This is a genomic window from Lysobacter enzymogenes (genome assembly GCF_023617245.1).
In the GTDB taxonomy this organism is placed as follows: domain Bacteria; phylum Pseudomonadota; class Gammaproteobacteria; order Xanthomonadales; family Xanthomonadaceae; genus Lysobacter; species Lysobacter yananisis.
This window is the reverse complement of record NZ_CP067396.1, coordinates 4925001-4937566: the sequence shown is the minus strand read 5'-3', so window position 1 is coordinate 4937566 and position 12566 is coordinate 4925001. Positions and strand designations below refer to the sequence as shown.

Sequence of the window (12566 nt, the reverse complement as noted above, 5' to 3'; positions counted from 1 at the left end):
GTTGCGGATCCGCGGCCAACCGAGCGCAGGCGAGCGCGATGCGGCGCCGATAACGGCGGCGCCCGCGGCTTGGTATTAGGATGAGGGCGACGCCCGCGCCGAGCGCGTTCCCTTCGATCCCATCCCTTTCGATCTCAGGCCGCCCATGTCCACACTCCAAGGCAAAACCCTCTTCATCACCGGCGCCTCGCGCGGCATCGGCCGCGAGATCGCGCTGCGCGCCGCGCGCGACGGCGCCAACATCGCCATCGCGGCCAAGTCGGCGGTGGCCAATCCCAAGCTGCCGGGCACCATCCACAGTGTCGCCGCCGAGGTCGAGGCCGCCGGCGGCCGCGCGCTCGCGCTGAAGTGCGACATCCGCGAGGAAGACGAGGTCAACGCGGCGGTGGCCGCCACCGTCGACGCGTTCGGCGGGCTCGACATCCTGGTCAACAACGCCAGCGCGATCTGGCTGCGCGGCGCGCTCGACACGCCGATGAAGCGCTTCGACCTGATGCAGCAGGTCAACGCGCGCGGCAGCTTCCTGTGCGCGCAGGCCTGCCTACCGTACCTGCGCCAGGCCGCCAACCCGCACATCCTGACCCTGGCGCCGCCGCCGAGCCTGGACCCGAAGTGGTGGGCGCCGCACACCGGCTACACCCTGGCGAAGATGGGCATGAGCTTCGTGACCCTGGGCCTGGCCGGCGAGTTCGGTCCAACCGGAGTAGCGATCAACGCCCTCTGGCCGAAGACCATCATCGCCACCGACGCTCTGAACATGATCCCCGGCGTCCCCCTCGACCGCTGCCGCAAACCGCAAATCGTCGCCGACGCGGTCCGCGAAGTGCTGGTGCGCCCGGCCCAGGACTTCTACGGCCGCTTCCTGATCGACGAAGACGTATTGAAGGAAGCCGGCGTCAGCGACTTCGCGCAATACGCGGTCGAGCCCGGCAAGCCGCTGCTGCCGGACTTGTTCCTCTGAACTGCCCGCGCCGACAAACCGGCGAATAAACCCGCGACCGACAAAAAGCCCCGCGAATGCGGGGCTTTTCGCCGATGCCGAAGCGTTTCGCCGATGCCGCTTCGCTTACGGCGAAGGCTCGGGCAACGCCGCCAGGTTCACGTTCGGCCGCTGGTGCGAACGCTGGCGGACGATGGTCGTCCCGGGCGTTTCCGCGCGGCTGAAAAAGCCGGTATTGCGCAGATAGAACGCCGGCGCGACCGCGCCGCCGGTGATGTCCAGGCGCTGGCGGTTGCTGGCGGTGGCATCGACCGTGAAGCGCGCGGAGGTGATCTCGGTCCAGGCGCCGGTGTTGCTGACCGCCCACTGGTTGCCGTACCACGCCCTGCGGTCCAGATAGCCCAGGTCGGGGTTGAAGCACTCGATGAAGGAATACACGCCCTTCTGATAAGTCGAGGCGCCGTCGTACTTCCAGGTGGCGATGAACTTCCACGGACAATCGCGGCGGCCGTTCGCGCAGGGCAGGCCGAACCACGCCGAATACAGGGTGCTGCCGTGTTCGTCCGGATGCGCGCGGGTGATGAAGCGATAGGTCTGGCCGGACTTCCAGTCGTAGCGCAGGAAGCTCTGGCCGCCGGTGCCTTCGCCGCCGAAGTCCTGCGCGATCACGTCCGCGCCTTTCTTCAGCAAGGTGGTCTTGCCGGTTGGCGAATCCCACACCGAGAACAACACCCGCCGTTCGCTGGCCGAATTGACCTGGATACCGGAATAGCCGCCGTTGAAGCCGTTGGCCATGAAGTACGAACCGATGTGGTCGTGGCCCTTGGGCACGGTGACTTCGCTGTAGAAATACTCAGTGTCGGCCGGCACCGAGAAGCCCAGGTGACCCGACGGCCCACGTCGCGACCAGTAGAAATTGGCGGGATCGTCGGCGAACACCAGGCCCGCGGACGCGGCGTTGCCGCCGACTTCCAATCCGCTGATGTCGCCGTAGTAATCGCCGTCGCTGCGCACGCCGCGCAGGTCGACCTTGACGTAGCCGGGGCGCGACACGCGGAAGCGGCCGACCGGGAACGTGCTCGCGCCGCTGGACAGCAGCGCGAACCGGCGCTGGCCCTCGACGCTGACCTCGACCGTGCTGCGGGTCGCGCCGTTCAAGGCGCCGATCAGGCCCAGGTCGAGTTGGCCGGGCTGCTTGACGTAGAAGTACACGCTGGCGACGGCCCGGTTCGAGCTCCAGTTGTGCAGGCCGGTGTCGTCCACCAGTTCCTCCCGGGCCGGGGCGGGACGGGTGATGAAGGCGTTGCCGCCCAACGGCACCACCGTCTTGGTTTGCGCGAGCGCGGCGCCGGACAGCAACGCGAGGGACAGCAGGAGCCATGAAGCGGGATGTCGCATGGTCGTTCTCCGGGAGCGGGAGTGATCGCCGCGGGGCGGCGTTGCGCGGATCGCCTGGAACCTTGTCGCCGCATCGGCGGCGCGAGCGCGGCGAAGACGGCGGCGGCGATTAATCCGTCGCTTTCTCGGCAGCGTCAATGCGCTCGCGGGCGTGTAAATCCGCGCGCCAATGCCGGCGCGGATTAGCGTCGCAAACAAACGCGCCGTGAAAGTTTCCGGGCGCGTCGGCAACAGGGAAAAAGGCCGGAAACGCGCGGTGCGGAGCTCGCGGTGCCGCGGCAAAGCGAAAGCTGCGAGGCGCGCGGGCTTTCGTTGCGGCGAACGGCGGCGCGGTTTTCGGCGGCGCGTTCGCGATGCGGTGCGTTAAAGCGAAAGCCGAAATGGATTCCGACTTTCGCTGGAATGACGCTCGCCGGCGTGGCGTCCGTCGAGGCGGTGGCGCGGCACTTCTCAGGTGTTTTGCGAAGCGATGCACGCGGACGCGTCCGGCCTTCATGTCGGCCGCCGCCGCCGCGCGCACGGCCGGCGCCTGTCGAGCCGCCGGCCGCCGCGCTTCATCGCGTTACGGCTTCGGCCGCTTCAACGCATCCGACAGCGAATACAGCAGGTCCACGTAGAACCGTTCCACCTGTTCCAGGCTGGCGACCTTCGAGCCCGCGGCCGGCTCCACCACCATGTATTCGTTCGGCGCGTGCGCGCCGCTGCCGTGGCCGAGGCCGCCGGAAATCATCGGCAGGCCCAGGGTCTGGGTGAACACGTAGTACGGCGCGCTGCCGCCGATGCGCGGCGCCACCGGCGGGGTCTGGCCGTACTTGCGGTAGACGCTCAGCGCGGCCTGGGTCAGCGGCGCGGTCACCGAGGTCTGCGCCGGCGGATAGCCCGACAGCTTGCGGATCTCGACATCCTGGAAACCCTTGTCGTCGAGCCGCTTGCGGATCAGCGCCAGCGCCTGGTCCGGGGTCTGGTCGGGCACCAGCCGCGAATCGACCTTGGCCACCGCGCGGTGCGGCAGGATGGTCTTGACCCCTTCGCCGGTGTAACCGGCGACCAGACCGTCGATATTGAGCGTGGTGTCGAACAGTTCCGCCGCGGTCGCGTCGCGGTAGTCGCGGCCGTTCTTCCAGCGCGCCGCGCCCAGCGATTCGAGCTGCTTGGCGGCATCGGCCTCGCGTCCGCGCACGATGCCGTTGAACAACTGCTGTTCTTCGCGGTTGGGCGCGCGGATCGCGTCGCGGTAGCCGGGCACGGCGATCTCGCCGTCGGGCCCGGTCAGCGTCGCCAACGCCTGCACCAGCCGCCAGCTCGGCGAGTCGAGCTTGGCCGCGAGCGAGCCGTGCACTTCCGAGCGCTGTGGGCCGCCGCTGCCGGCGTTGCCCTTGGCTTCCAGCTCCATGTAGACGATGCCCTTGACTCCGAGGAACATCGAGGCCTCGCCGTCGCGGCCCTGGGTGTTCATCGGGAAGAACACGCCGTCGGCCTTGCGCAGGGTGTCGGCGTACTTGGCTACCACTTCGGGATAGTGCGGCGAGCCCAGTTCCTCCTCGCCTTCGGCCAGCACGATCAGGTTCACCGGTGGCTTGCCGCGGGTCTTGATCACCGCCTCCAGCGCGTTGAGGAAGGCGCGTTGCGGGCCTTTCTGGTTGGTCGCGCCGCGCGCCATCAGCACCTTGCCCAGGCCCGGCTCGTCGACCAGCGAACCGGCGAACGCGTCGACCTTCCAGCCGGTCGGCTCGATCGGCTGCACGTCGTACATCATGTAGACCACCAGCGTGTGTTCGGCGCCGGCGTCGAGATAACCGTACACGCCCGGATGGCCCGAGGTCGGCACCAGCGCGGTGTCGCGAAAGCCCAACTGCTGCAGGTCCGCGCGCAGCAGCTCGGCCATCTGCGCGATGCCCTTGTTCTGCGCGCTGATCGAAGGCTGGCGCACCCAGCGCTGCAGCTGGGCGAGGTTGTGCTCGCGCTGCTTGCCCAGGTAGGCGTAGACATCGGCGTAATCGCCGGCGAACGGCGCGACCGAGGCCGCGTCGAACGCGGCGGTCTCGGCGATGGCGATCTTCGGCGGCGCGGCCCGGGCGGGCAGGGCGCACAGCAGCGCGGCGGACAACAGGCTCGCGGACAGCAGACTCGCGTACGGCAGGCTCGCGGACAGCGGTGTGGCGGACGACGGCACAGCGGTACGGCGACGGCGCATGGCGTTTCCCCTCGGCGTGGACGGTGTCGGCCCGGGCCGCCGCGCGCGGCTAGCCCATGGGCGTGGGCAGATGATGCCCGCAATTGCGGCAGAACAGCGCTTCCGGGTCGTGCCCTTCCAGGCCGCACTGCGGGCAGCCGCGGCGGTCGAGGTGGCCGCGTTCGTGGCTGGCTTCGCGCAGGCTGCTGGCCAGTTCGGCGGTGTAGATGCCGGTCGGGACCGCGATCACGCTGTAGCCGATCAGGATCAGCACCGAGGCGATGAAGCGTCCCAGCGGCGTGCCCGGCGCGATGTCGCCGAAGCCGACCGTGGCCATGGTCACGATCGCCCAGTACATGCCGGTGGGAATGCTGGTGAAGCCGTGTTCCGGCCCTTCGACCACGTACATCAGCGCGCCGAAGATCACCACCACGGTCAGCACCGCGCTGATGAACACGAAGATCTTGCGCCGGCTGCGCCACAGCGCGCCGACCAGCATGCCGCCTTCCTCGACGTACTGGGTCAGCTTGAGGATGCGGAACAGCCGCAGCATGCGCAGCACCCGCACCACCAGCAGGCTCTGGCTGCCCGGGATCAGCAGCGACAGGTAGGTCGGCAGGATCGACAGCAGGTCGATCAGGCCCCAACTGCTCAACGCATAGCGCCACGGCCGGCGCACCACCGCCAGGCGCAGGCCGTATTCGATGGTGAACAGCACGGTGAAGATCCACTCCAGCCCGTACAGCCACGACGACCAGCGCGCGTGGAAGCGCGGCACGCTGTCGCCCATGATCACCAGCACGCTGGCCAGGATCAGCGCGATCAGCAGCAGGTCGAAATTGCGCGACGGCGGGGTGTCGTGGCGGTGGATGATGTCGAACCAGCGCCGCCGCCAGCCCGATTCGGCGGCCGGATTGAGTTGCGGGTCCAGCAGAAGTCGCATGCCTGTCCTCTCCTCGCAGGCCGGCCATTGTGCCCGCTGCCGCGCAGCGCGGCGTGATGCCGCCGGCGGGCCTGCACCCGCCGTGGCGACCTGCGACAATGGCGGTTCTCTTCCCCTCCGCATGCCCCGCCGCCCATGGACACCGCCTCGCTGTACGCCCTTTCCGAGCGCTACTACCTGCCCGTCTACCGCCCGCGCCGGATCGTGCTCGACCACGGCAAAGGCTCGCGGGTGTGGGACCTGGACGGCCGCGAATACGTCGATTTCGGCGCCGGCATCGCGGTCAACGCGCTCGGCCACGCCCATCCGGCGTTGGTCGCGGCGCTGACCGAGCAGGCCGGCAAGCTGTGGCACACCAGCAACGTGTTCGTCAGCGAACCGCCGCTGCGGCTGGCCGAACAACTGGTGTCGGCGTCGGGCTTCGCCGAGCGGGTGTTCCTGTGCAACTCCGGCGCCGAGGCCAACGAGGCGGCGATCAAGCTCGCGCGCAAGTGGGCCACCGGCGAGGGCCGCGAACCCGAGCGCCGCGTCGTCCTGAGCTTCCGCGGCAGCTTCCACGGCCGCACCCTGGCCGCGGTCACCGCCACCGCTCAGCCCAAGTACCACGAGGGTTTCGAGCCGCTGCCGCCGGGCTTCCGCTACAGCGAGTTCAACGACCTCGCCGCGGCCGAGGCGGCGATGGCCGACGGCGCGGTGTGCGCGGTGCTGGTCGAGCCGGTGCAGGGCGAGGGCGGGGTGACCCCGGCCAGCGACGCCTTCCTGCGCGGCCTGCGCGAGTTGTGCGACCGCCACGGCGCGCTGCTGATCCTCGATGAGATCCAGTGCGGCATGGGCCGCACCGGCGAGTTGTTCGCCTGCCACGCCTACCAGGTGACGCCCGACGTGGTGACCCTGGCCAAGGCGCTCGGCAGCGGCTTCCCGATCGGCGCGATGCTGGTCGGCCCCAAGCCGGCGCAGTCGATGCAGTTCGGCGCCCACGGCACCACCTTCGGCGGCAACCCGCTGGCGGCGGCGGTGGCCGGCGCGGCGCTGCGAGAGCTGCGTTCGCCCGAGCTGATGGCGAATGTCGCGCGCCAGGCGCAGGCGATCCGCGCCGGCGTCGCCGCGCTCGACGCCGAGCTGGGCCTGTTTTCCGAAGTGCGCGGTCGCGGCCTGATGATCGGCGCGCAACTGCGCGACGAGCACGCCGGCAAGGCCGGCGAGATCCTCGACCGCTGCGTCGAGCAGGGCCTGCTGCTGCTGCAGGCGGGCCCCGATGTGCTGCGCTTCGTGCCGGCGCTGAACATCGGCGATGCCGACATCGCCGACGGCCTGCAGCGCCTGCGCGCGGCGCTGCTGCAGTTCCTCGGCCGCTGAGCCCATGGGTGCGGCGGCGATGCGCTGCGTGTTCTGCGAACTGCTCGCCGGGCGCGCCCCGGCGAGCTTCGTCCATCGCGACGAGCATCTGGCTGCCTTCATCGATTTGCGCCAAGCCGTTCCAGGCCACGTGCTGATCGTGCCGAACCGGCACGTGGAAACCCTGTACGAACTCGACGAAGCCACCGCCGGCCGGATGATGGCGCTGGCGGTGCGGGTGGCGCGCGCGCTCGCCGCCGAATTCGGGCCGCCGGGCCTCAATCTGTGGCAATCCAACGGCGAGGCCGGCGGCCAGGAAGTCCCGCACGTGCATTTGCATGTGCAGCCGCGCCGGGTCGGCGACGGGCTGATGCGCGTGTACCCCAAGGGCATCCCAGCGCCCGGCCCGCGCCCAGTTCTCGACGAGCTCGCCGCGCGTCTCGCCGCGCGTCTGCCCGAAGCCTCCCTGTAGCAGCGGCGCAAGCCGCGACCGCGCCAACGCAACCACGACGAACGCCGCCCGCAGCCGGTACGCCTGCCACGCGCGTTCGGACGTACGCCGTGAACGGATACTCCGCGGTCGCGGCTCGTGCCTGCAGGGTGCTGCGGCCACGGCATCGCGCCCGAAACCCGTGGAAATCCCGCTCTTTACCCCCGGGCACGAATCAAACGATAATAATTCTCGTTTGCCGTAGCCTTCCGGAGCCTCCCCTCATGTCCCGCCGCCGCCTCTCCCTGGCGCCCCTGACCCTGGCCATCGCCTTTTCCCTGAGCCTGCCGGCCGCCGCCGCGGACGAAGCCGACGCCGCCGCGGCCGAGGCCGCACGCGACAAGGCCACCACCCTCGACCATGTCGTCGTGCAGAGCGCCGGCGACGGCTACAAGGCCGCCACCGCCGCCACCGCGACCAAGACCGAAACGCCGACCGGCGAGACCCCGCAGTCGATCACCGTGATCACCCGCGAGCGCATGACCGACCAGGGCGCGACCAACGTGCAGGACGCGCTGAACTACGCCGCCGGCGTGCGTTCGGAAGCCTACGGCCTGGATTCGCGCGGCGACTGGACCCTGATCCGCGGCAGTTCGCCCGACGAATACCTCGACGGCCTGCGCAGCTCGTTCAACTACTACACCAGCTCGGCGCGCACCGATCCCTACATGCTCGAGCGCATCGAAGTGCTGCGCGGCCCGGCCTCGATGCTGTTCGGGCAGGGCAGCACCGCCGGCGTCGTCAACCTGGTCAGCAAGCGCCCGCAGGCGCAGACCCGGCGCGAAGTCGGCGTGCAGCTCGGCAGCTTCGAGCGGCGTCAGGCCAACGCCGATTTCACCGGCGCGCTGACCGACGACGGCACCTGGATGTACCGCCTGATCGGCGTGTACCGCGACAGCGAGACCCAGGTCGACCAGGTCGACGACAACCGCCGCCTGTTCGCCCCCTCGCTGACCTGGAAGCCGAGCGAGAACACCTCGCTGACCCTGCAACTGCGCTGGCAACAAGATCGCACCGGCTCGACCTCGCAGTTCTTCGGCTGGAGCGGCCTGCAGGCGCCGAACCCGAACGGGCGCATCCCGGCCAGCCGCTACATAGGCAACCCCGGCGATCACTACGACACCGACCGCACCACCGCCGGCTGGCTGTTCGAACACCGCTTCAACGAAAACTGGATCGTGCGCCAGTCGTTCCGCGCCGCGCGCAACAAGGTCGACTACGTCAGCGCCTACGGCAATCCGTACGCGAATCCCACCGATCCCTTCATCGATCCGCAGCAGCGCCTGCTGCCGCGCGAGGGCTGGTTCGCCAAGACCAACGTGCGCATGCAGAACATCGACCAGCACGTCGAGGGCCTGTTCAAGACCGGAGCGATCGAGCATCAGATGGTGGCCGGGCTGGACGCGGTGCGCTTCAAGCAGGACGAAGCGCAGATGTTCGACACGGTGCCGCCGATCGACATCTTCAACCCGGTCTACGTACCGTACACGCGGCCGCCGATGCCTACGCCGGTCAAGACCAGCCAGCGCCAGGTCGGTGCGTACCTACAGGACCAGATGAAGCTCGGCGAGCACTGGATCGTGGTCGCCGGCCTGCGCCACGACCGCGTCACCAACGGTCTGGAAGGCGCCGCCGACGAGAAGTCCAGCGCCACCACCAAGCGCCTCGGGGTGATGTTCCACGACTGGGCCGGCTGGTCGCCGTACGTGAGCTACAGCGAATCCTTCACCCCGCTGGCCGGCACCAACGCCCTCACCGGCGCGCGCTACCGGCCGAAGAAGGGCGAGCAGGTCGAGGCCGGCGTCAAGTTCGAGCCGACCGGGCGCGATCTGAGCTTCACCGCGGCGACCTACGAACTGCGCGAGGAAAACCGGCTGGTCGCGGACCCGAGCAATCCGAACGTCAACATTCAGGCCGGCAAGACCAAGGTCAGCGGGCTCGAACTGGAAGTCACCGGCAAGGTGACGTCCTCGTTCGACATCACCGCGCACTACAACTACCTCGACAACGACAAGCAGCTCGAAGCCACCCCGCGCCACCAGGCCGCGGTGTGGGGCAAGCAGCGCTTCAGCCTCGGCGGCTACGACGGTTTCGCTGCCGGTTTGGGCCTGCGCTACATGAGCGCCTTCGACAGCCCGCCGGCGCCGACCACGCCGGCGGTGACCCTGGCCGATGCGATGGTGTCGTACGAAACCGGCGCGTGGCGCTGGGCGCTCAACGTCAACAACCTGACCGACAAGCGCTATTTCAGCATCTGCATGGGCCGCGGCGACTGCTGGTTCGGCGCGCGCCGCAACATCGGGCTGAGCGCGACCTTCACGTTCTGAGCGCGCCGGCGATGCCGGTGCGGATACAAAAAGGGCCGGCGATTCGCCGGCCCTTTCGTTTGCGCGCAAGCGGCGACGCCGCGGGTGTTACAGCGCCGCGAACGCCGCGCGCGCCGCTTCCAGGGTCTGGGCGATTTCCGCTTCGCCGTGCGCGCTGGACACGAACCCGGCCTCGAACGCCGACGGCGCCAGGTACACGCCGCGCTCGAGCATGGCGTGGAAGAAACGGTTGAACTTGGCAGTGTCCGAGGCCTTGGCGTCGTCGAAGGTTTCCACCGGCCCCTCGCGGAAATACAGGCCGAACATGCCCGGCGCGCGGGTGGTGTGGAAGGCCACGCCGGCCTCGCGCGCGGCCGCTTCCAGCCCGTCGCACAGGGTGTGGGTGCGGCGTTCCAGTTCGGCGTGGAAGCCCGGCGCCTGGATCAGTTCCAGCGTCGCCAGCCCCGCCGCCATGGCCACCGGATTGCCGCTGAGCGTACCGGCCTGATAGATCGGCCCGGCCGGCGCGACCTGGCTCATCAGCTCGCGACGGCCGCCGTAAGCGCCCACCGGCATGCCGCCGCCGATGATCTTGCCGAAGGTGCTCAGGTCCGGCTCGATCCCGTACAACTGCTGCGCGCCGCCGAGCGCGACGCGGAAACCGGTCATCACTTCGTCGAAGATCAGCAGCGCGCCGTGCTGCGTGCACAGCGCGCGCAGGTGCTGCAGGTAGCCGTCGCGCGGCAGGATGCAGTTGGCGTTGCCGACGATCGGCTCGATGATCAGGCCGGCGATTTCGCCGCCGACCTCGTCGAACAGTTTCGTCGCGGCGTCGAAGTCGTTGTACGGCAAGGTCAGGGTCAGGTCGGCCAGCGCCGACGGCACGCCCGGCGAATTCGGCAGGCCCAGGGTCATCACGCCGCTGCCGGCCTTGACCAGGAAGCTGTCGCCGTGGCCGTGGTAGCAGCCTTCGAACTTGACGATGCGGTTGCGGCCGGTGGCGCCGCGCGCGACCCGGATCGCCGACAGCGTGGCCTCGGTGCCGGAGTTGACCATGCGCACCATCGCGCAGCTCGGCACGATCTTGACGATCTCCTCGGCCATCGCCACTTCCAGCGCATTGGGCACGCCGAAGCTCAGGCCGTCGCGCATGGTCCGCTCGACCGCGGCCAGCACCTGCGGGTGGGCATGGCCGGCGATCATCGGGCCCCACGAACCGACGTAGTCGACATAGCGGTTGCCGTCGACGTCGATCAGGTACGCGCCTTCGGCGCGCTGGGCGAAGAACGGCTCGCCGCCGACCGATTTGAACGCGCGCACCGGCGAATTGACGCCGCCGGGCAGCAGTTGCGAGGCGCGGGTGAACAGTTCGTGCGAACGGGCGTTATTCATGGATGGGATCTTCGAAGCAGGAAAGGTAGGCGCGCGCGGCGGCGGCCGGATCGGGCGCGTCGAACACGCCGCTGATCACCGCCAGCAGGTCGGCGCCGGCGCGGACGAGACTGCGCGCATTGTCCGGGGTGATGCCGCCGATCGCCACCCGCGGCAGGCCCAGCGCCGCGGCCTGCCGCAGCAGCTCCGGCGCGGCGCGGCGCGCGTTGGGCTTGGTCGGCGAGGGGAAGAACGCGCCGAAGGCGACATAGCTGGCGCCGTGCGCGGCGGCGGCGCGAGCCGGGGCGATGTCGTCGTAGCACGACGCGCCGAGGATCGCGTCCGGCCCGAGCGCGGCGCGCGCGGCGGCCAGTTCGCCGTCGTCCTCGCCCAGGTGGGCGCCGTCGGCGCCGATCCGCGCGGCCAGGCGCCAATCGTCGTTGACGATCAGCGGCACGCCGCGTTCGCGGCACAGCGGCAGCAGCGCGAGAGCCTGTGCTTCGCGTAAGTCGGCGTCGGCGAGTTTGTTGCGGTATTGCAACCAGGCGGCGCCGGCGTCGAGCACCGTCGCCGTGCGCGCCAGCAGGCGCGCGGTGTCGGCCTCGTCGGGCGTGATCGCGTACAGGCCGCGCGCTGGGGCCTGGGACGGACCGGGATGGGGCCTGGAGTGGTGGGGCATTCGGGTCGGCTTCCGTAGAGGAGGGCGGAGTGTGACAATGCGGGTTCCGCAGAACCTTCATTATCCGCCCATGTCCGAGACCGCCGCGACCACCGCCTACCGCACCTGGATGTGCGTCGTCTGCGGCTTCATCTACGACGAGGCGCTGGGCCTGCCGGAAGAGGGCATCGCCGCGGGCACCCGCTGGGAAGACGTCCCCGACACCTGGACCTGCCCCGACTGCGGCGTCACCAAGGACGACTTCGAGATGATGCAGGTCTGAGGCGCTCCCGCCGCAGCCCTTGTAGGAGCGACGCAAGTCGCGACAACGAATCCTCGATAACGGCGCCTGCGCCCTACCGCCGCAACGCCCTCACTCGATCCCCGGCCCGAACTTCATCTCGGCCCCGGTCTCCAGCTTCAACTTCTCCGCCTGCCCGCCGTTGAGCTCCAGCACGTACTTGGCCGGCGCCTCGCTCGGATAAGGCGGGCAGCGGTCGCCGGCCGAACACGGCGGCACGTTGCGTTGCTGCGACACCAGCCGCCGCCGCGCGTCGAAATACAGGATGTCCAGCGGAATCTTGGTGTTCTTCATCCAATAGGCCTGCAGGTCTTCGCTGTCGTGCACGAACACCATGCCGTCGCCGGCCGGCATCCGGTCGCGGAACATCAATCCGCGCGCGCGTTCCTCGCGGGTCTTGGCCACTTCCACCTGGAAGCGCTCGCCGCCGACCTCGACCCAACTGCGGCCCTCGCTGGCGGCGCAGCCCGCCAGCCCCAACAGGCAGCACACCAGCAGTGCGGACGCTTTCGACATGGCCGGTTCCTTGGGCGCGGGACGATGCGGCGAAACATCGTCGAGCGCCCCGGCGGCGTCAAGACGCGCCAGTCCGAAAATACTTTCGTCGCCCCCTTCCCGAACCGGGGTCGCATCTGCATAATGCGCGGCCCG

General features: G+C 69.5%; 11 protein-coding genes. 5 read left to right on the top strand and 6 right to left on the bottom strand.

What is annotated here, in order from left to right:
• Window positions 1-145: 145 nt before the first annotated feature.
• Complete coding sequence (locus JHW41_RS20405; protein ID WP_057946355.1) at window positions 146-961, top strand: SDR family oxidoreductase; 816 nt, start codon at window positions 146-148, stop codon at window positions 959-961.
• Window positions 962-1066: 105 nt separating this feature from the next.
• On the opposite strand, the gene JHW41_RS20400 is transcribed toward JHW41_RS20405, so the two are convergent.
• The 3 genes from JHW41_RS20400 to JHW41_RS20390 all read right to left on the bottom strand — a co-directional run bounded on the left by JHW41_RS20400 (window position 1067) and on the right by JHW41_RS20390 (window position 5454).
• Window positions 1067-2338 (bottom strand): DUF3472 domain-containing protein, encoded by a 1272-nt coding sequence (locus JHW41_RS20400; protein ID WP_250445194.1) that lies wholly within the window; start codon window positions 2336-2338, stop codon window positions 1067-1069.
• A 562-nt stretch (window positions 2339-2900) separates the two neighbouring features.
• Window positions 2901-4532: a M20/M25/M40 family metallo-hydrolase gene (locus JHW41_RS20395; protein ID WP_250445192.1), complete on the bottom strand. Its 1632-nt coding sequence runs from the start codon at window positions 4530-4532 to the stop codon at window positions 2901-2903.
• A gap of 49 nt (window positions 4533-4581) precedes the next feature.
• A complete protein-coding gene (locus JHW41_RS20390; protein ID WP_057946357.1) occupies window positions 4582-5454 on the bottom strand; it encodes an ion transporter in 873 nt (290 codons plus the stop codon).
• A gap of 135 nt (window positions 5455-5589) precedes the next feature.
• On the opposite strand from JHW41_RS20390, the gene JHW41_RS20385 reads away from it, so the two are divergent.
• The 3 genes from JHW41_RS20385 to JHW41_RS20375 all read left to right on the top strand — a co-directional run bounded on the left by JHW41_RS20385 (window position 5590) and on the right by JHW41_RS20375 (window position 9606).
• Window positions 5590-6810: an acetylornithine/succinyldiaminopimelate transaminase gene (locus JHW41_RS20385; RefSeq protein WP_057946358.1), complete on the top strand. Its 1221-nt coding sequence runs from the start codon at window positions 5590-5592 to the stop codon at window positions 6808-6810.
• Window positions 6811-6814: 4 nt separating this feature from the next.
• Entirely contained in the window at window positions 6815-7261 is a 447-nt protein-coding gene (locus JHW41_RS20380; protein WP_250445190.1) for an HIT family protein, read from the top strand.
• Between the two features lie 242 nt (window positions 7262-7503).
• Complete coding sequence (locus JHW41_RS20375) at window positions 7504-9606, top strand: TonB-dependent siderophore receptor (RefSeq protein WP_250445181.1); 2103 nt, start codon at window positions 7504-7506, stop codon at window positions 9604-9606.
• Window positions 9607-9693: 87 nt separating this feature from the next.
• Here the strand turns inward: JHW41_RS20375 and hemL are convergent, their stop codons facing one another.
• Together hemL and thiE are read right to left on the bottom strand one after the other, a co-directional pair.
• Window positions 9694-10977, bottom strand: coding sequence for a glutamate-1-semialdehyde 2,1-aminomutase (hemL, locus tag JHW41_RS20370; RefSeq protein ID WP_250445179.1), 1284 nt, complete (start codon window positions 10975-10977; stop codon window positions 9694-9696).
• Window positions 10970-11635: a thiamine phosphate synthase gene (gene thiE / locus JHW41_RS20365; RefSeq protein ID WP_250445177.1), complete on the bottom strand. Its 666-nt coding sequence runs from the start codon at window positions 11633-11635 to the stop codon at window positions 10970-10972. Before thiE ends, hemL begins: the two co-directional genes overlap by 8 nt.
• A gap of 37 nt (window positions 11636-11672) precedes the next feature.
• Between thiE and JHW41_RS20360 the strand changes: the two genes are divergently transcribed.
• A complete protein-coding gene (locus JHW41_RS20360; RefSeq protein WP_231784013.1) occupies window positions 11673-11897 on the top strand; it encodes a rubredoxin in 225 nt (74 codons plus the stop codon).
• A 90-nt stretch (window positions 11898-11987) separates the two neighbouring features.
• Here the strand turns inward: JHW41_RS20360 and JHW41_RS20355 are convergent, their stop codons facing one another.
• Window positions 11988-12431, bottom strand: coding sequence for a DUF192 domain-containing protein (locus tag JHW41_RS20355; protein WP_057946363.1), 444 nt, complete (start codon window positions 12429-12431; stop codon window positions 11988-11990).
• Window positions 12432-12566 lie beyond the last annotated feature (135 nt).